Source organism: Alcaligenes ammonioxydans, assembly GCF_019343455.1.
GTDB lineage: Bacteria > Pseudomonadota > Gammaproteobacteria > Burkholderiales > Burkholderiaceae_B > Alcaligenes > Alcaligenes ammonioxydans.
In genome coordinates this window covers 3,462,871-3,482,557 of record NZ_CP049362.1, presented here as the reverse complement: position 1 = coordinate 3,482,557, position 19,687 = coordinate 3,462,871, and the positions used below count along the sequence as shown (strand labels likewise).

At 58.3% G+C, this 19,687-nt stretch carries 17 protein-coding genes; 13 read left to right on the top strand and 4 right to left on the bottom strand.

Going from position 1 to position 19,687, the window contains the following annotated elements; genetic code table 11:
* Positions 1-5: 5 nt before the first annotated feature.
* From mlaE to FE795_RS15850, 4 genes are all read right to left on the bottom strand, one after another.
* Entirely contained in the window at positions 6-791 is a 786-nt protein-coding gene (gene mlaE, locus FE795_RS15865; RefSeq protein ID WP_003805434.1) for a lipid asymmetry maintenance ABC transporter permease subunit MlaE, read from the bottom strand.
* Positions 788-1,612, bottom strand: a complete 825-nt coding sequence (locus FE795_RS15860; RefSeq protein WP_003805436.1) for an ABC transporter ATP-binding protein — start codon at positions 1,610-1,612, stop codon at positions 788-790. The genes mlaE and FE795_RS15860 overlap by 4 nt, the downstream gene beginning before the upstream one ends.
* A gap of 188 nt (positions 1,613-1,800) precedes the next feature.
* Positions 1,801-2,331: a chromate transporter gene (locus FE795_RS15855; RefSeq protein ID WP_003805438.1), complete on the bottom strand. Its 531-nt coding sequence runs from the start codon at positions 2,329-2,331 to the stop codon at positions 1,801-1,803.
* Positions 2,328-2,903 (bottom strand): chromate transporter, encoded by a 576-nt coding sequence (locus tag FE795_RS15850; RefSeq protein WP_003805440.1) that lies wholly within the window; start codon positions 2,901-2,903, stop codon positions 2,328-2,330. Before FE795_RS15850 ends, FE795_RS15855 begins: the two co-directional genes overlap by 4 nt.
* Before the next feature lie 641 nt (positions 2,904-3,544).
* Here FE795_RS15850 and FE795_RS15845 point away from each other — a divergent pair.
* The 13 genes from FE795_RS15845 to tssC all read left to right on the top strand — a co-directional run bounded on the left by FE795_RS15845 (position 3,545) and on the right by tssC (position 19,647).
* Positions 3,545-5,977: a 3-hydroxyacyl-CoA dehydrogenase/enoyl-CoA hydratase family protein gene (locus tag FE795_RS15845; protein WP_131071035.1), complete on the top strand. Its 2,433-nt coding sequence runs from the start codon at positions 3,545-3,547 to the stop codon at positions 5,975-5,977.
* 13 nt (positions 5,978-5,990) lie between these two features.
* Positions 5,991-7,190, top strand: a complete 1,200-nt coding sequence (locus FE795_RS15840; protein WP_165477532.1) for an acetyl-CoA C-acyltransferase — start codon at positions 5,991-5,993, stop codon at positions 7,188-7,190.
* A 222-nt stretch (positions 7,191-7,412) separates the two neighbouring features.
* Positions 7,413-8,009, top strand: a complete 597-nt coding sequence (locus FE795_RS15835; protein WP_003805446.1) for a DUF3540 domain-containing protein — start codon at positions 7,413-7,415, stop codon at positions 8,007-8,009.
* A gap of 2 nt (positions 8,010-8,011) precedes the next feature.
* The gene (locus FE795_RS15830; protein ID WP_219235304.1) at positions 8,012-10,363 is read left to right on the top strand and encodes a type VI secretion system Vgr family protein; all 2,352 of its coding nucleotides are present in this window, start codon (positions 8,012-8,014) and stop codon (positions 10,361-10,363) included.
* 21 nt (positions 10,364-10,384) lie between these two features.
* On the top strand, positions 10,385-10,870 hold the full coding sequence (locus tag FE795_RS15825) for a hypothetical protein (RefSeq protein ID WP_003805449.1): 486 nt from the start codon (positions 10,385-10,387) through the stop codon (positions 10,868-10,870).
* Between the two features lie 33 nt (positions 10,871-10,903).
* A complete protein-coding gene (locus FE795_RS15820) occupies positions 10,904-11,392 on the top strand; it encodes a hypothetical protein (RefSeq protein WP_230406224.1) in 489 nt (162 codons plus the stop codon).
* A 62-nt stretch (positions 11,393-11,454) separates the two neighbouring features.
* Entirely contained in the window at positions 11,455-13,974 is a 2,520-nt protein-coding gene (locus FE795_RS15815) for a DUF2169 family type VI secretion system accessory protein (RefSeq protein ID WP_219235303.1), read from the top strand.
* The gene (locus FE795_RS15810; protein ID WP_219235301.1) at positions 13,974-15,035 is read left to right on the top strand and encodes a pentapeptide repeat-containing protein; all 1,062 of its coding nucleotides are present in this window, start codon (positions 13,974-13,976) and stop codon (positions 15,033-15,035) included. The genes FE795_RS15815 and FE795_RS15810 overlap by 1 nt, the downstream gene beginning before the upstream one ends.
* Before the next feature lie 9 nt (positions 15,036-15,044).
* Entirely contained in the window at positions 15,045-15,854 is an 810-nt protein-coding gene (locus FE795_RS15805) for a DUF4150 domain-containing protein (RefSeq protein ID WP_165477531.1), read from the top strand.
* Entirely contained in the window at positions 15,851-16,303 is a 453-nt protein-coding gene (locus FE795_RS15800) for a DUF7832 domain-containing protein (RefSeq protein WP_131071031.1), read from the top strand. The genes FE795_RS15805 and FE795_RS15800 overlap by 4 nt, the downstream gene beginning before the upstream one ends.
* Before the next feature lie 184 nt (positions 16,304-16,487).
* The gene (locus FE795_RS15795; RefSeq protein WP_219235299.1) at positions 16,488-17,555 is read left to right on the top strand and encodes a type VI secretion system protein TssA; all 1,068 of its coding nucleotides are present in this window, start codon (positions 16,488-16,490) and stop codon (positions 17,553-17,555) included.
* A 27-nt stretch (positions 17,556-17,582) separates the two neighbouring features.
* Entirely contained in the window at positions 17,583-18,140 is a 558-nt protein-coding gene (tssB, locus tag FE795_RS15790; RefSeq protein WP_219235297.1) for a type VI secretion system contractile sheath small subunit, read from the top strand.
* A gap of 13 nt (positions 18,141-18,153) precedes the next feature.
* Positions 18,154-19,647 (top strand): type VI secretion system contractile sheath large subunit, encoded by a 1,494-nt coding sequence (tssC, locus tag FE795_RS15785; RefSeq protein WP_003805465.1) that lies wholly within the window; start codon positions 18,154-18,156, stop codon positions 19,645-19,647.
* Positions 19,648-19,687: the final 40 nt, after the last annotated feature.

Genomic DNA, 19,687 nt, shown 5'->3' with positions numbered 1-19,687 from the left:
AATAGTTAACTGAACATAAGGGCGGTGAGCAGGAAGTCCGTGCCCAATACCGCCAACGCACCACTGACGACTGTGCGTGTGGTCGCGCGAGATACGCCTTCAGGTGTGGCCTTGGCATGCCAGCCCATATAGAGCGCAATCAAGGTGACGATCAGGCCAAAGACCAGGCTTTTGATCACCCCATTAAGAACGTCGTCAATTACATCGACGCCGTTTTGCATTTGTGACCAGAAAGCGCCCGCATCGATGCCGATCATTTGCACGCCGACAATATAGCCGCCCAGCACACCCACCATGGAAAAGACGGCCGCCAAGATGGGCATGGCAATGATGCCGCCCCAAAAGCGCGGTACCAGCAAGCGGCGCAAGGGGTCCACGGCCATCACTTCCATGGCGGCAATCTGTTCGCCGGCCTTCATCAGGCCAATTTCGGCGGTCAGGGAGGTGCCCGCCCGGCCAGCAAATAGCAGGGCGGTAACGACCGGTCCCAGCTCACGCACCAGGGACAAGGCCACCAGCAGGCCCAAGGCCTCTTCGGAGCCATAACGGTTCAGCGTGTAATAGCCTTGTAAACCCAGTACAAAACCCACAAACAGCCCGGAAACGGCAATGATCAGCAGCGAATAGTTGCCAATGAAGTGGATTTGCTGGGACACCAGGCGTGGGCGACGCCACAGCAGCGATGAACGCAGCAGCAAAGCAGCAAACAGGCGACTGAATGCGCCCAAGCCGTAAATGCTGTTGCGTATGGCAGCGCCAAGCGCGCTAATCGGGGCGGTAATGAAGTTCATGAGCGCGTCGTCCGATTCTGCAACCAGGCCTCAAAAGCCGGGGTGACAGGGTAATTGAAGGCGATGGGGCCATCGGGCTGACCACGCAAAAACTGTTGTACGTAGGGGTCTTGGGAAGCGCGCAGTTCAGCGGGCGTGCCCTGTGTCAGCAAACGCCCCTGGCCAACCATGTAGACCTGGTCGGCAATCGCAAAGGATTCGGCCACATCGTGCGTGATCAGTACCGAGGCACAGTTCAGGCGGTCGGTCAGGTTGCGAATCAGTTGTGCGGTAATGCCCATGGAAATGGGGTCCAGCCCGGCGAAAGGTTCGTCGTACAGAATCAGCTCGGGTTCCAGCACAATGGCGCGAGCCAGAGCAACCCGGCGAGCCATGCCTCCGGAGATTTCATTCACACCTAAATGAGCGGCGGCGCGCAGACCCACGGCGTCCAGCTTGGCCAGCACCCGTTCCTGTATGGCAGCTTCGGAGTCGTTGCTCAGTTCGCGAAGGGGGAACGCGACGTTTTCAAACACGTTCAGGTCGGTGAACAGGGCGCCTTGCTGAAACAGGACACCCATGCGCTGGCGCGTCTGGCGCAGGGCCTCGCCGTCCAGCTTGGCCAGATCCTGACCAAACACCGTAACAGTCCCCTTCTGGGCACGGATTTGCCCGGTGGCAGCCCGTAGAAGTGTTGTTTTTCCGGAACCTGACCCCCCCATCATGGCGACGACCTGGCCTTTCTGGACGGTCATGGACACATCCGCCAGGACGGTGAAAGCGCCATAGCCCAGCGAAGCGGAATCCAGATTTAGTACGGCTTGGTCAGTATTTACAGCCATGTCGTGGGTAAAAGGGGGTAAAAAGACCTGCTATTGTACCGCTTGCCGGTCTGGCGGCTCAATGTATTGCGCTTAATCAAGGTGGAAATACGGCGTTTATTGAAAGAGACAGGCGCTCTGGGATACCGTTATCGACTTTAGAACGAAGCGGGGACCAGAAAAAGACGTATTGACGGGGCCAGGTAGGTTCAGGTCACAGCGTGTGTCAACGCAAAAAGCAGACCACCAGCCGCCAATAGCCATAAGGGATTGATGCGGGTGAGCAGCAGGACGGCGGCGCAGGCCAACGCCGTCCCCCAAGCCCACACTCCGCCTTGGGCTGCTTTCAGAATCGTGCCGCTGGCCGCCAGGATCATGCCGGCGGCAATAGGCAGCAGGCCGATTTCGATGGCGCGGATCAGGCGGCTGCCTTCATAGCGCTTCCAGATGGTGGCCAGATAATAAATCAGCACCGCTGAAGGCAGAAAAATGGCGATCGATGCCACCAGGGCGCCGGCCCAGCCCGCTGCTTTCCAGCCCACCAGCGTGACCAGCAGGGATTTTGGGCCGGGTGTCAGGCGTGACAGGGCAAACAAATCCAGAAATTCCTGATCGCTGAGCCAGCCATGAATATCGACCGATTGCCGATGTATTTCGGGAATGATGCTTTGCCCACCGCCAATGGTCAGGAAGGACAGGGGGGCAAAGACACGGATAAGTTGCAAGAGGATGGGGATCATGGTTGCTTCGTCGCAGCGTCTTCCAATTGCAGCCAGGCGTACCCGACCGACAGGGGAGCACAGATCACAATGACGGCGATCAGGTTCCATTCCATGACAAATATGCCGATAAAGACCGCCATCATCAGGGCAATGGGTATGGCGCCGGTGGCCGCGCTGCGTGCCGAGCGCACCCCCATTTCAAGGGACAGGCCCAGGGCGGCAGCCGCAATGCCCGCCATGATCTGGGGAACCAGCACAGAGTCCGTCAACTGCTCCAGCCCGATCAGCATCAGAATGGCCACAAGCAGTGGGGGGAGAACCATGCCCAGCGAGGCGACCAAAGCGCCTGGGCCGGCCTGAAGGCGGTAGCCAATCCAGATAGATAAATTGACGACGTTTATGCCGGGCAGCGCTTGGGACAGAGCCAGACCGCTCAAAAAATCCGCCTGACTCATTAATCGTCGCTGCACGACAAATTCACGCATGAGCCAAGCACTTAAGCCCCCGCCGAAGCTGGTCAGGCCAATGCGAGCAAAGATCAGAAAGAGGGTGCCCAAGGATAAGGGGGGCGCGTCTTGAGGCCGGATCATAGGGTCATAAAGCGCGATAGGGTTCGCCAAGATGAAAGTGTGGTCGTTTCTGGCCTACAAAGTACGCCGTTTTTGTCTTCTTGTGGGCGCTACGCTGCCAGTCCTTCGTCGGCGTTGCTGCTTCTCAAGCCCGGATGCTGCGCAAAGTATCCGTTCAGGCGGGAGAAGGATGCGCCATTTTTTAGTCCCCGGGTCATTATTCGTTTGAAATATTTAAAATGAATAATTAATTAAATTAAATGAAAATTTAAATAGAAACCGGATTGAAAAAAATAAAAAAGAAATAATAAAAACCAGGCCGGGACAGGCCTGCTGCGCACCTGGGGCGAGTAATCCTATTCGGAATGAATGGCGCAAGAAAAGAGCATGATGCTGGTTCAATCTATTGAAATAAAAGAGATTGAAACGATCGTTTGAATTTTTCCGGATGCAGGTAAGGCCACGGAAACATACGCTGACACGCCACGGTAGACCGGTTGATGAAGATGGATTTGATCTACGCCCCGCTTTGAATGAAAATAAAAAAGACTTTATGGTCTTAAAGCCGCTGGTACGTGTACGATTATCCGATCGCCTCACATCGTAGAGCCCCGTTTGGGATCTTGCGCGGCGTGGGGGTTCAGTTTCTTGGAGACAAACCTATGACATCTAGTTCAGCCAGTGCAGTGACGGGCAGTGCCCGAACCTTACGTCGGGTCGCCGTGTGCGGTGCCGGCGTTATGGGCGCGCAAATTGCCGCCCATTGCGTGAATGCAGGCATACCCGTCGTTTTGTTTGATCTGCCCGCGCGTGAAGGGCCAAAAAATGGCATTGTCACTCGTGCCATCGCCCATCTTCGAAAAATGAATCCCGCTCCCCTAGGTACGCCCGATCTGGCTGACCTGATTGAGCCGGCCAACTATGAAGACAATCTGGATCGTCTGGCCGATTGCGACTTGGTGATTGAGGCGATTGCCGAGCGCCTGGACTGGAAACAGGATCTGTACCGCAAGATCGGGCCAGCACTGAACCCTAACGCCATCATCGCCAGCAATACTTCGGGCCTGTCCATCACCTCGTTGGCAGAGGTGTTGCCGGAAGCGCTGCGCCCACGTTTTTGCGGCGTGCACTTTTTCAATCCCCCACGCTACATGAGCCTGGTGGAGCTGATCCCCACGAAATACACCCAGCCAGCCCTGCTGGATATTCTGGAAACCTTCCTGGTCTCGCAACTAGGCAAGGGCGTGGTTCGCGCCAAAGATACTCCCAACTTCATTGGCAATCGCATCGGTGTTTTCGGCATTCTGTCCGTGTTCGAGCAGGCACGCCGTTTCTCCCTGACGTATGAGCAGGTTGATGAATTGACGGGCACTCGCCTGGGACGCGCCAAATCGGGTACCTACCGGACGGCTGACGTGGTGGGTCTGGACACCCTGGCACACGTGATTCGTACCATGCAGGATCAACTGCCTGATGACAGCTTCAAAGCACACTTTGGCCTGCCGCCCGAAGTGCAGGGTCTGATTGACGCAGGCGCTTTGGGTCAAAAGACCGGCGCCGGTTTCTTCCGCAAGAAGGGGCGTGAAATCCAGCGGTTCGATGCACAGCAGCGCGATTACGTGACGGCTGACCAGAAAATCGATCCCGATGTCGCCGCCATTTTGGCCGTACGTGACCCGGCCGAACGGCTGCGTCAACTGCGCGAGTCCGACAAGCCTCAGGCTCAATTCGTGTGGGCGGTGTTGCGCGACACCTTCCATTACAGCGCCATTCACCTGCAAGACATTGCAGACAACGCCCGTCAGCTGGATCTGGCCCTGAAGTGGGGGTTTGGTCATAAGCAGGGGCCGTTCGAGATCTGGCAATCGGCGGGATGGCGTCAGGTTGCTGAGTGGATCACTCAGGATATTCAGGACGGCAAGACACTGAGTAATCAGCCGCTGCCCGATTGGGCGACACGCGGCCCGGTATGGGAAGCCCAGGGTGTCCACACTGCCGCCGGCTCCTGGAATCCATCGCAAAGTCGCTTTGAAGGTCGCAGCGAACTGCCGGTTTATCAGCGTCACATCGGCACCCCTTTGCTGGTCGGCGAAGTCGAGTCCCTGGAAACCACGACGGTGTTTGAGGATGAGTCGGTACGCTGCTGGACGTTACCCGCGCCGCATCCCCAGGATGTGCTGATTGTGTCCTTCAAGACCAAGATGCACACGCTCAGCCCCGGCGTAGTCAATGGCGTGTTCAAGGCGGTTGAGCTGGCCGAAGCGTCGTATCAGGCGTTGGTCATTGCGCAGGATGGCGACCCGTTCTCCGCGGGTGCCGACCTGAAGGCCATTTTGCCGCTGTTCGAGAAAGAGGGGGTGGCGGCGGTCGAGCCGGTGGAACGCGCCATGCAGGACATGGTGCTGCGTATCCGTTACGCCCAAGTGCCAGTGGTGGCTGCGGTGGCCGGTCTGGCTCTGGGTGGCGGTTGCGAACTGGCTGTCCATTGTGCGCACCGGGTTGCCCATTTCGAGTCTTATATCGGTTTAGTGGAGGTCGGTGTGGGACTGGTGCCGGGTGCCGGTGGTCTGGCGTACTCGGCACGCCGCGCGGCCGAACTGCAGGCCATGGGGGCGCCCGACGCCCCACTGCTGGCGTATCTGAAGCGCTTTGCGCTGGCAATTGCCAGCGCCCAGGTGTCGCGTTCTGCGCTGGATGCCCGCCAGCTTGGTTTTCTGAAGGAGTCCGACACCATCGTGATGAACCGTCAGGAACTGGTGTATGTGGCCGTTCGTCAGGCTCAGGCTTTGGCCAGCGCCGGCTGGCGTGCGCCGCTGCCACGTCGCTTCCCGGTGGCCGGTCGCGATGGCATTGCCACACTGAAAGCTCAACTGGTGAATATGAAAGAAGGTGGTTTTATCTCGGAGTATGACTTCCATATCGCCGAGAAGGTCGTAACCGTGATCTGCGGGGGCGATGTAGATCCAGGCTCGCTGGTGGATGAGGCATGGATGATGACGCAAGAGCGGCAGGCTTTCATGGCGCTGCTCAATTCCCCCAAGACCCAGGAGCGTATTGCTGGGATGTTGAGCACTGGCAAGCCCGTGCGTAACTAGAGCGGATCAAGGAGTGGACATGACTGTACAACAAGCTTATATCGTCGCTGCCAAGCGTACACCCATCGGAAAAGCGCCTCGTGGCGTGTTTTCGTCCTATCGCCCTGACGAGCTGCTGGCGCATGCCATTCGCGGCATGCTGGCTGATGTACCCAAGCTGGACCCGGCCGCCATTGAAGAAGTGGTGGCCGGCTGCGCCCTGCCTGAAGGCCCACAGGGTTTTAACGTCGCGCGCATCTCCGCCTTGCTGGCAGGGTTGCCGCACACCGTGGCCGGCATGACCGTCAACCGTTTCTGCGCCTCGGGTCTGAGTGCCATCGCCATTGCGGCCGATCGTATCCGTACTGGTCAGGCAGACATTATCGTGGCCTCCGGCGTGGAATCCATGAGTCAGGTGCCGGTGATGGGCGTGAACACCAGTTTCAGTCCCGAGATCTTTACCTCGGACGAAAACTACGGGATTGCCTACGGTATGGGCCTGACGGCTGAAGAGGTCGCTCGTCAGTGGAAGGTGTCTCGCGAAGACCAGGACGCGTTTGCTCTGGCCTCGCACCAGAAAGCCGTCAAGGCCTGGGAGTCGGGCGAATTTACGGGTGAAGTCTTGCCGGTTACGGTGACCCGTCGCCAGCCTGACCTGAACACTCAGGAAATCTCCGTTAAAACCCAAGTGGTCGAACGGGACGAAGGCCCACGCCCGGATACCAGTCTGGAAGCCTTGGGTAAATTGCGCCCCGTGTTTGCGGCGCGTGGTTCGGTCACGGCCGGCAACAGCTCGCAGACCTCGGACGGGGCCGGTGCCTTGCTGCTTGTCTCCGAGCGAGCCTTGCGGGAGCACAATCTGACGCCCCTGGCACGCTTTGTGACCTTCTCGGTGCGTGGCGTACCGCCTGCCATTATGGGGATTGGGCCTAAAGAAGCCGTCCCGCATGCGCTGGCTCTGGCAGGCTTGAAGCAAGACCAGATGGACTGGATCGAGCTGAACGAAGCCTTTGCGGCTCAGTCGCTGGCAGTGATTCGGGATCTGGGTCTGGACCCTGAGCGGGTCAATCCGCTGGGTGGCGCCATTGCCATGGGCCACCCGCTGGGTGCGACCGGTGCCATGCGTGCTGCTACGGTGGTTCATGCCTTGCAGCGTCGTCAGTTGAAATACGGCATGCTCACCATGTGTATTGGTACCGGCATGGGTGCAGCCGGGATTTTCGAGCGGACATAATTTCCGATCTGCTGCTTTTATCGTTGCTGGACAAAGCCGCCTTCGGGCGGCTTTTTATTGGTCTGTCCCCGGCAGGGAGGGGCAAGAGCGCGATACGTGTAAGCAAATTTGCTTAAAACCCGCTAAATGTCAAAAAAGTAAAGGTTTGTTGTTGTCATAGAGTAGACATAGGCCCGCGCCATAGTCCTTTTTATTGTGTTGAACAGCTCACACGGAGGATGTATGGGATTGCCCTCGCGCATGGTGTCCAGCCTGCATGTGCCCCCCCTGTTCTGGCAGGGGTGGGTCAAGGCCCGTCTGGAGTCGGGGCAGTTTGAGGTCGACTGCGGCGAGCGCTGCTGGATTGTGCCGCAGGCCGTCAGTTGCCTGGTGCAGCCGCAAGTGGGTGACAAGGTATGGGTAGGCGGGGCCGATGGCGAGCAGGCCTATGTGTTTGCCGTGCTGGAGCGCCCTCAGGGCGGGGCCTTGCATCTGGTGGCTGAGCAAGGGTTGCATGTGCAGGCTGCGCAGGGAGGGGTACATATTCAGTCCGAGGCCGATTTGACGTTGCAGGCCGGTGCGCATTTGCGCCAGTCGGGCCGAGAAGTGAGCCTGACGGCAGGCACGCTGCGGATCTTGTCGCGGGTCCAGGAAACGGTGTCCGATCGCTTGTCTCAAGTCTGTAATCACGTATTTCGTCTGACTGAAAAAGAAGAGCGTTGGCGTGGTGGCCGACTGGACGTACAAGCCCAGCATCAAATGCGTTTGCATGCCCGCCATACCTTGATGAGCGCACGTGAGCTGGTCAAAGTTGACGCTGACCAAATACACATGGGGTAGGCATGCTGACAGAACGTCTTGTGCAAGTGCATAGCCCCTTGGGCCCGGAGGTCTTGCTGTTTCAGGCCTTGCAAGGCCGAGAAGGGTTGTCTCAGCCCTTTGAGTTGCAGGTGGATGTGGTGTGCAACACACCCTTGCTGGATTTGCGCAGCTTGCTGGGTGAGTCCCTGAGTCTGGAGATCAGGACGCCGCTTGCTGTTCCGCGTTTCCTGGACGGGCGCATCAGCGCGTTTCGCCTGCTGGGCAAAACAGGCCGTAGCGACCGTTTCTACACCTACAGGGCTACCTTGCGTCCCTGGCTCTGGTTCTTGAGCCAGAACATGGACAGCCGGATTTTTCAGGAAAAAACAGTGCCTGAGGTCTTGCAGGACGTACTGGGCCGTTACCCCTTTGCCTGGGAATCTCGGCTGACGGAGGATTATCCACGTCAGACTTATTGCGTTCAGTATCAGGAGAGCGATTTTCAGTTTGTCAGCCGCTTGATGGAGCGCGAAGGGATTTACTACTGGTTCGAACATCGTAACGGGGCTCATACGCTGGTGATGGCGGATGATGCCGGCCAGCATGCGGCTGCGCCCTGGTTGACTGAACTACCCTTTGTGTCCCCCGACCGGGTAGCGCATCCCGATGTCGAGCATATCCATGCCTGGCACCCGTATGAGCAAGTCACTCCGGGCCGTTACGCGACGGCCGATTACGACTATTGCAAGCCGGGGGCCAGCCTGGACGCCACGCGCAGCAACCCCGCTGAACACGCCTTGGGTGATCTGGAAGTGTACGAATGGGCGGGTGGCTACACCGAGCCTCACCACGGTGAGCATTACTCTCGCTTGCGGCTCGAAGCCTTGCAGGCGGTACGCAGTCAGGCGCAAGCCCAGACCAATGCGCGCGGGGTCGCGCCAGGGTATGTGTTGTCCGTGCGCAATCATCCGCGTCTGGAGGACAATCGCGATTACCTGGTGACCCAGGTTGATTACGATTTTCTCGATGTCAGCCATACCGGTGAGAGTGGCATGGCCAGCCACTACTTTATTGATTTTCGGGTGATGCCATCCAGCCAGCCTTACCGTCCTTTGCGGCTTACGCCGGTTCCACGCACCTACGGCCCTCAAACCGCCAAGGTGGTGGGCAAGAGCGGCGAGCAACTGTGGACCGATCAGTATGGTCGCATCAAGGTTCAGTTTTTGTGGGACCGCTATGGGCAGGCCAATGAAAACAGCTCCTGCTGGCTGCGCGTCTCCAGCCCGTGGGCAGGCGGCGGCTTTGGGGGCATTCAATTGCCCCGCGTGGGCGACGAAGTGATTGTGGACTTTCTGGGGGGCGACCCGGATCGGCCCATTGCGGTCGGACGCGTGTATAACGCCAGCAATATGCCACCCTGGAACCTGCCGGACAATGCGACGCAAAGCGGCTTTTTGAGCCGCTCCAAAGACGGTGACCCCAGCAACGCCAACGCCTTCATGTTCGAGGACAGGGCCGGTCAGGAGCGTATCTGGCTACATGCCGAGCGCAATCTGGACACGGAAGTTGAAGGGGACGAAACCCATACCGTCGATGGCAACCGGACTACCGTGATTACCGGCCACGATACCTTGAGCGTTATGGCGACCCGCACCACCACGGTGCAGGATCTGGAAACCGAGACCTTCAATAGCGGGGTTGTACGCACAGTCATCGGAGATCTGGTCGAAACCATAGAGGGCGAGCAGACGCGCACTCACACCGGTGATGTGACGCGCACGGTGACAGGCAATGTGACCGATACGCTGACCGGGGATCTGAGCAGAACGATTACCGGCGATGTCACCCATACCGTCACGGGCGAGGTCACGGACGCCATCACCGGCACCCGCAACTCCACTCAAACCGGCGACTACACCCGCACGATTACTGGCGCGGTGGACTACACCGTGACCGGCGATGTTAAAGAAACCGTTACGGGTAATGTGGACCTGACTACCACTGGCAATGTCACTGACACCCTGACCGGCAATCTGACCAAAAGCATTTCCGGGCCCGTGGACATTACCGCCTCAACAGGGGTGAACATCACCACGCCCAGCTGGAAGGTCAATGTCACGAGTCTGGAGCGCTTCTGGGTGCCTCACACCGAAAGGGTGACGGGGTTTCGCCTGAACGGGACAGGCGCTTCCCTGGATGCCTGGGGCATGCGGGCACAGGCGTATGGGCTGAACTATCAGTGGGCCTATTACAAGATCGATAAGGCGACCTTCAAAAACGATGAGGTCATGCTCGATATCAAGAAGAAAGGCTTGGCCTTGAAGAAGATAGGCATGGAAACGCACAAATCGATGATGAGTTTGCGTAAGGCCATCCTGCATTTGTTCATGTAATCAAGGAGGGGCAGATTCACGATGGCAACGGCGGTACGCACAGGCTTAATGCTCTTGTTCCTGACGGCGATGATTACCTACGTGGGCGTGATGACCCAGTGGGAAGGGCCGGGCTTTTATATCTCTATTTTCTTGTACCTGTTTTTCCTGATAGCGCTGGAGACGACGCGCCGCGATTTCATGCAGCATTACCGCGCCTGGCCGGAGCAGGCCAGATACAGAAAGCTGGTCCGGGGAAATGCAGTGCGGGTACAGGCGGAGATTGTGGAGTGCACCCCATTGCGGGAAGGGCGCACACATGCTTATCCCTTGGTACGCCTGGTTTTGGATGTGCAGGGAACACGCGTTGATCTGGATGTGCTGATGCAGCCTGAACTGGGGTACAGATTCAGGCCGGGTAATACGGTGGCGGTGCTCTGTGACGCGACTGATCCACGCCAATGCGCCATTGATCGTGAGCAGGTGGCTTTGCAGCTCAAACCTGTGCACAGCCCGTATGTGGATTAGTGTCAGGTTCCGGCTTTGGGAAAAAGGGCTGAGATGCTAGGGCTGCTTCTTTGGATGTTTCTGGCGCTGAGTCTGGCGGCGATGATGGTACGTATCGGCATGGCTTTGGAATGGAGTGGTTTTTTACCATATCTGGTCGCCATCGTGCTGGTGGTGCCGGTGGGCTTCTTGGTGGCTGGTGCTCGAGCGCTTGTGCGTTATTGGCGTGCCTGGCCCGAGCAACGCGTGTATCAGCGGCTGCGCTCCAGGAAGGCGCTGCGATGCCAGGCGCGCATCGTGGCTCAAGAGGAGTTGCTGCCGGGTGTATTCAAGCTGGTTTATCCCTTGTTGCGTCTTAGTCTGGACGTCGAGGGGCGCAGGACGTTTATAGAGGTGTTGATTCAACCCGAATTGCACAGCCGGTTTGAGCCAGGTCAGGTGGTGGCCGTGCTGGGCGACCTCCATGAACCGAAACGTTGCGCGCTTGATCGTGAACAGGTCGTATTGCAATTGCGGCCTGTCTTCACTTCCTATGGTGATTGACCTTATGCGGCAGGATGAACAGAAACAATGATCGGACCAGCAAACATGGCTAAGGAGTTCATATGCGCCTAGTCAAGCCATTGCGCTTGGGTGTTTTGGCGCGTCCCTGGAGCTGGCGTGGTCAGCATGCGTTGGGTGTTTCAGTCCAGGCCTGGTGCTCGATGGATGCGCCGCATTTATTAAGCACTGATGCACGCATGTGGCAGGGGGTGTCGAGCCTGATCTTGGACGATGAGGTGGTGGATCTGGCTTTACCCAAGCCTTGCGCGGAGTTTCTGGTATCGGGACATGCCTGTGCTCCGCATGGGCAAGAGGTCTCGCAACTGGTGGTTCAAGCCCGTGTCGGCCCCATTGAAAAGAGGCTGGCCGTGTTCGGGCGACGCCAATGGCGTCAAGGCAGGCCCGGCGAGGCAGCGCCTTTTACGCGTGTGCCCTTGGATGGTAGCCGTAGCTGGGGAGGGCCGCAGTATCCCGATAATCCGGCAGGCATGGGGATGGAGCTTGCCGCTCCTGGAGAGCCGCTGACGTTGCCTCAGGTCGAACCCTGGGAGGGGCGTTTGCATCGTTCTGGTCAGCAAGGCAGCCCGGCCGGTTTGGGGCCCGTCTCTCCGTTGCGACCACGACGTTTTCGTTTGGCCGGTCATTATGATCCCGCCTGGTTGCAACATGATCCGGGCATGATGCTCGACAGCCTGGACCCGCATTTTTTCAACACGGCGGAGCCAGATCAGTGGTGGCCCAGGCAGAGCCACTGGCCTGCAGACAGTACGTGGGAGCTACACCATCTGCATGCACAACGACCCCAGTGGTGCGGCACCTTGCCGCAGTGGCAAGCCATGTGCTGGTATCAGGATCGTCGGGTCCCCGGATTGCAAAAGCTGGATCTGCTGCACACCACAGTCTGGTTTTTTCCGGACCTGGGCCACATGTTGCTGCTGTATCAGGGAAGTGTGTCCGTGCAGGATGCGCAGGCTCAAGATGTAAGTTTGTTAATGCCCGCAGTGGAGCTGGCAGGACAAGCTCGCGGCCAGGATCATTATGAGCGCGTGCTGCACTTGCGCAGCGAAGGAGATCAGGCTGGCCTGTTTGCCTTGCGCGATCAAGACTTGCTGCCCCAGACTTGCTGTGCCCCCCTGGGTGAGGTGCTAAGCAGCCCGGACGATCCCTTGTCATTGACGATGCGCACGCGTCTGGAGCGGTGGGCGCAGGAGGCGGCGCAAGCTCACCCCGCCTGGCAAGATGACTTTTTTTCGCTGACACAGGCAGGGCCTCCCAAGCCTATGGATATAGACCGGACAGACTGGGTGCAGGAAGTGCGTCAGTCCAATCGTCAGCTGTGGGATGCGCGTCAGAAACTGGCTGCGGGCATGGAGCAGGTGCAGGATATGCAGCGCCAATCCCCTTTTCAGGACAAGGCGGCTTATCGGGTTGCTGCCCGGGAAACCCAACACCTTTTAGATGAACTCGATAGGATGGGTAGTGATAACGCTGCGGTATCCGGGGTGCTGGCCAAGCCTGTCGAACAGGCCAGGCAGGCCATGCAAGCCTATGGCGATGCCATGCTGGTCTCCGAGCTGAGGCAACAGCGTTTGCGCAGGCGCGTGGAACTGATTTTGGCAGGAACGCGGAATCTTTCCGGTCTGGATTTGAGCGGCCTGCATTTGCAGGGTTTCGACTTTTCCGGTGTGCGCTGTGTGGGCACCTGCTTTAACGATGCCGTTCTGACAGAAGGCACATTTGCGGGGGCGGATTGCTCAGGGGCGAGTTTTGTGCGGGCTCGCCTGGAGCAGGTGCAGTTCACCCAGTCCCAGTTGGATGATGTGGATTTCAGCGCAGCGGTCTTGCAGTCGGTGCAGTTTCGTCACGTGCAGGCGATACGTTGGCAACCCCGCGAATCCAGTTGGCAGGATGTGCTGTTTCAGCAGTCCCATTTGCAGGAACAGGAATGGCTGGATGTGGATATGCTGCGCTGTACGTTCGAGTCCTCCCAGTTGCAGGAAGTGCAGTATTTGATGCGCTCGCGCTTGTCTGGGGTGAGGTATCAGGATTGCCAGCTGCAGCAATGCCTCTGGCTGGATTGTGATCTGCGTGGGCTGTCCTTGCGCGGCTCCACGCTGAAAGAGTCGTCCTGGCTGTTGGGTTTGCTCGATGGTGTGGCAGATTGCAGTGCGAGTACATGGCACCAAAGTGTGGTGTCCGGCCTGGATATGCCAGGGTCAAACTGGCAGGGGGCGCGTCTGGAAGAGAGCAATCTGCGAGGCGTGGATTTATCCCAGTCCTGCTTTGAACAAGCTCAGCTCCAGTGTTGCGATTTATCCCGTGCCAATCTGCACGGTTCGCAATGGAGTCAGGCCGTTTTGCGAGAGTGCATTTTGATTGATGCGGACTTCAGTCAAGCCGTGCTGAGCAAGGTTGATATGAGCAACAGTCTGGCCGGCGGAGCGAATGTGCGCGGAGCCTTGCTGGATACGGTGAATCTGTTTCGGGCTGATCTGCAAGGATGGCAAACCGACATGCGTACTCGTAGCCGGAATGTCTACCTGCGCACCGCACGTCGTGGACCGGCGGGAGGCCCGGTCTGATGGACGCTCATGTTTTGCGTTTGCGCATCCGCCAGGGTGAGCCATTGCAAGGTCTGGATTTAAGTGACTTGTATCTGCCGCCAGGTGATTACTCCGGGGCCGTGTTCCTGTCCTGCCGCTTGCCACGCGTGAAGGCATTAGGTGTCAATCTGGCGGGTAGCCATTTTCACCAGTGCGATCTGAGCGGGGCCGTCTTGGATGCCAGTACCCTGGACGGCTGCGTTTTTATGGACAGTGTACTCAAGGAGCTGTCTTGCAAACATGTACAGGCAAGTGAGGTGACCTGGCAGGACTGCGATTTGCAGGGTGCTCTTTGGCAAGGCGGTGCCTGGATCGAGACGCATTGGGCGCATTGTGTGCTGCGGTCAGGAAATTTCGATCAGGCTTTGTTGCAAGCCTGTACCTGGACAGGTTGCCGGGCTGGCGAGCTGTCCTTGCGGTCAACCCGGCTGGAAGAGGTGGCGGTGATGGAACTGGATTGGCGCGGCAGCCTGCTGGCAGGCAGTCGCTGGAGCCGGGTCACCGCGATTGACTGCAATTTCCAAGGCATGAACTTGTCCGGGCTGGATCTGGGTGGCAGTGTTTTGATGGGGACCGACTTTACTCAGGCGGACCTAAGCCACGCCCGCCTTTGCAGCACCAATTTCAAGTCTGCCATCCTGAATCAGGCCGTGCTGAACCAGGTGCAGGCCGAGCAGGCGTTGTTTGTTCAGGCGCAAGCCCAAGGCTTGCAAATGCGGCAAGCCAATCTGACGCAAAGCCTGTGGGCTCAAGCCCATGCCCCCGAGGCGGATTTTCGCGGTTCGGTTTTACAGCAAGCCTACTTCGCGCAGGCGGTACTGGAGCAGGCCCGTTTCGAGCATAGCCAGCTGCGTTATGCGGATTTCTCGTATGCAGATTGCCGCCGGGCCCGTTGGGATGGCGCGCATTTTGAACGCACCCAGTTTCATCGTTGCCTGCTGGACAAGGCCGGACAGGAGCAGGTTGCAGGCTGCCTGCCCAATGATCCGGCTTTGCACGAATCCGAAAGCTGGACGGCGCGTTATATGAATCTTGAGTAAGGAGCCCGGATGTTTGCCAATTGCCAACGGGGCGGTATGGACATCGCCTTTCCCGACATCTGCAAGACGCCACCGGCTCTGTTGCCCATTCCTTACCCCAATTTTGCGACGGGGCTGATGGGCATCCCCAATGCGTGGAACATCTTGTTGCAGGGCGGCCCTGCCCATAATCTGCTCACGACGATACCCTTGAGTAATGGCGACAATCCGGGTGTAGCCTTGGGCTTGATCTCGCAAACCGTGATGTCGCGTTCGCGCTCCATTACCTGTGTGCCCAATGTGCTGTGGAAGGGAATTCCAGCCACCCGCCTGACCAGCCTGAGCATGCAAAATACCGTCAACACAGTGGGCATGCGGGTGGTGCCCAGCCAGTTCAAAGTGCTGTTGCTAGGTGGCGGTGGTGCCGGTGGCGGAGTCGGTAAAGGCGGCAAAGGCGTCTCGGGCAGCGGGCCGGAGGCGGCGCGCAAGGCGGCGGCACGGGAGGCCAAGCGGGCGCAGCTTAAACGCAACCGGCGTCGTGGCGCGCAGCGGGAACGCGAGGTTGAGGCCGAGCTGAAGCAGGAAGGCCATGAGGTGATGGGTACGCAGGTATCTGCAAAAACACCGCTGACCCGCCGTGTGATCGATATACTGATCAAGGACAAGAACACGGGCAAAATCCGGGCGGTCGAAGTCAAAAGTGGGGGAGCACGCCGGTCCGCAACCCAGAAGGCCAAGGACAAGGCGATGGAGAGCAGGGGAGCAGAATTGATTGGCAAGAATGCGCCCCGCCAGCCCCTTCCCAAGAACCTACGCATACCTACGGAGGTACGACATTGAAAACGCACACTGATCCCGTTAAATATGACGCTGTGGACTGGCATGTCGGTGGGGACTATCCTGCTGGTCTGGGCCCGCAGGGCGGGCGCACCCATATTGGCATGTACCTGGCCTGGCTGGTGGAAAAAGGTTTGCTGGCCGATACCTTTGTCGATCGCTATCCCAACGAGGTGCGCCAGTGCCGCGATCACATGCTCAAAGGCTCGCAATTGTTGCAAGACTGCTGCGACGACGTGCTGGTCAGCGAAGATATGTCCGAGTTGGGCAAGGCTTTCAGCGATTTTTATTACGACGAGCTGTATCTGGACGATTACGTGGATACGCTGGACGACGAGGTGCTGCCCTCTATCTACCATGTGCCCGACGACTGGGACAGTTACGAGACCCTGCGACCGGTTCTGGAGCAACGTTATCAGCATTGGCGACAGGAGCAGGGGCTGGATAGCTGATTTTGCCCGCTCTCTGTGTTGGTTTGAAAAGCGCTGCCTGCGGGCGGCGCTTTTGCGTTTATATGCTTCAAAAAGAGCGTAAATACATCTATTTTGCAAAATAAGTAAGGAAAAATTTTAGTCAAAAAGGTGTCACCTTCGCTTCCTAGACTGGCTGCGTAATCAGTTTTTCGAGACGACAGCTATGGTCGAAGGCATGCAGGAACCGTGGCAGCCAGCCTGGAGCGTGGCGCCTGACAAGGCTCTTTACGGGGAGAACCTGGAGTACGAGGCAGATTTTCTGGCCTTGATGCAGGCGCTCCACGTACAGGGTGAACAGCAGTTTGGCCAAACCATCATTCCGGCCCAGGTTCCCGATTGGACGCGCATCGTCCGTCTGGTGCAGGATTTGCTGGATCGCTCGGCCGATATCCGCTTGCTGGTGGTTCTGGCCCAGGCGCGTTTGCAGACCGGTGGACTGCCTGCCTTGGTGGACGTATGCCAATGGCTGTTAGGTGCATTGCAAGAGGGCTGGGAGTACGTCCACCCACGCCTGTATGAAGATGGCGAGCTGGACCCGTTGCCCCGTGTCAATGCCCTGGCGGGTTTGTCGGCGATTGATGGGCTGGGGCGGTTGATGCGTGAAGCCCCTGTGGTCAGCCTGGGGCACCGTCAATTGAATTTGCGCGAAGTCGGATACGTACTGGATGGGGGGCAGAAAGACTCTGGCCTGCCTGGGCGAGACCGACTGGTAGAAGAATTGCGTCGTGCTTTTGCCGCCGGCCAGAGTCAGACCCAGGCCTTGCGTCGTCTACGCCAGTTCCGCCAGGAGCTGGAGGCCTTGGTGCGGCAGCATCTGGAGACGGAATGGGCGCTGCGGCTCGATGGGGCCTGGGATACCGTGGAAGCGGCCAGCGCGGTCCTGGATGCAGCGACCTCCCCGTCTGCGCCGCTGGCTCCTGAACCCATACAGGAAAGTGCCACGAGTACGGTGACATTGTCGTCTGGCCGTCCGTCAGTCCCCCCCATGGATTTGCTCAACTGGCAGAGCCTGCATGTTTCATCGCGCGAAGAAGTGGTGCTGCTGCTGGACAAGCTGGTGGCGTATTTCGAGCAGTACGAACCTAGTCATCCCGCCCCTTTGCTGTTGCGGCGCGCCCAGCAACTGGTGCCTATGGGCTTTCACGAGCTGATTCGTGATCTGGCTCCCGGCGCCTGGGAACAGATCCAGGTTTTCATGCCTCGATCCGAGGCGGCCTCGGCGGCCTCTTAATTCCATCAATCAACTGGAGAAGACCTGATGTCTGTGAAATCCAATTCGGGTAGTGGACAGAAATTCCTTGGGCGCAATCGGGCTCCGCGTGTGCAAATTGAATATGACGTCGAACTGTACGGTGCCGAGCACCGTGTGCAACTGCCTTTTGTGATGGGCGTTCTGGCTGATCTGGCTGGACACAACACGGAGAGCCTGCCGGATCTGGGCGAGCGCAAGTTTATGGAAATTGACGTGGATAACTTCGATGACCGCATGAAGTCCATTGCGCCCAAGCTGAACATGCAGGTCCCCAATAGTTTGACGGGGGACGGAATGCTGGGCGTGGAAATCTCTTTTGATTCCATGGACAGTTTTTCTCCTGCCGAACTGGCCCGTCAGATCGAGCCTTTGGCACGCCTGCTCGAAGCCCGTACCCAACTGGCCAATTTGCTGACTTATATGGATGGCAAAAGCGGGGCGGAAGCGCTGCTGTCGCGTTTGCTTGAGCAGCCGGAGCTATTGCGCGCCCTGGCTGGCCGCCCACCCCAGGCCCTGACAATGAACGAGTCTCAAGGCGATCAGGACAGCGATCCCCACGCATAAGGAGCCCTACCTCATGACTTCCCCCCAGACCTTGACCGCTACCCGTGACACGGCCCAGCTCGATGAGCTGTCCCGTCTGTTGCAGCAGGAATTTCGTCCCAAGACCGAGCAGGCCCAGCAAGCGGTTGAGTTTGCTGTGTCCACCTTGGCCGAGCAGGCCCTGGACCAGTCCGTGACCTTGAGTGAGGACGCCTATCAAACCATTCAAGCCGTGATTGCCCAGATCGACCAGAAGATGACCGAGCAGATCAATCACATCCTGCATCACCCCGAGTTTCAGCGCCTGGAAGGGGCATGGCGTGGCCTTCATTATCTGGTCAGCAATACGGAAACGGATGAGCTGCTGCGTATCCGCGTGCTTCCTGCGACCAAAAAAGAGCTGGCTCGCAATCTGAAGCGCTACAAAGGTGTGGCCTGGGATCAAAGCCCCTTGTTCAAAAAAGTCTATGAGCAGGAATACGGACAGTTTGGTGGTGAGCCTTTTGGTTGTCTGGTGGGGGATTATCACTTTGATCACAGCCCGCCCGATGTGGAAATGCTTGGCGAGCTGGCGCGCATTGGGGCTGCGGCGCATAGCCCCTTTATCGCCGGGGCTGCGCCGTCGGTCATGCAGATGGAGTCCTGGCAGGAGCTGGCCAATCCGCGGGATCTGACCAAGATTTTTTCCAATACCGAATACGCGGCCTGGCAAAGCTTGCGTGAGTCGGAGGATGCCCGTTATCTCGGCCTGGCCATGCCGCGTTTTCTGGCGCGGCTCCCCTATGGCGCACGCACCAACCCCGTCGATGAGTTCGATTTCGAGGAAGACACGGACGGCGCGAATCATGATCGGTATACCTGGGCCAACTCGGCCTATGCCATGGCGGTAAACATCAATCGCTCCTTCAAGCATTTTGGCTGGTGTACGGCGATCCGGGGTGTAGAGTCGGGAGGCGCTGTCGAGAATCTGCCCTGCCACACATTCCCGACGGACGATGGGGGCGTGGACATCAAGTGTCCCACCGAAATTGCGATCAGCGACCGTCGCGAGGCCGAGCTGGCCAAGAACGGCTTTATGCCGCTGGTCCATCGCAAGAACTCGGATTTTGCCGCCTTCATCGGTGCGCAGTCTTTGCAAAAACCTCAGGAATACTACGATGCCGATGCCACGGCCAACGCCCGTCTGGCAGCGCGTCTGCCTTATCTGTTTGCCTGCTGCCGGTTCGCGCATTACCTCAAATGCATCGTGCGTGACAAGATCGGCTCCTTTCGCGAACGTGACGATATGGAGCGTTGGCTGAACGGATGGATCATGAATTATGTAGATGGCGATCCCACCAACTCCTCGCAGGAAACCAAGGCGCGCAAGCCATTGGCGGCAGCTGAAGTGTCGGTGCAGGAGGTCCCCGATAACCCCGGTTACTACGCCGCCAAGTTCTTCTTGCGCCCGCATTACCAACTGGAAGGCCTGACGGTTTCGTTGCGACTGGTATCGCGCTTGCCGTCATTGAAAGGCGAGCAGAACTGATTTCCATCCTGGCCTTTGATGGCCTTATTCGACCTCCAAG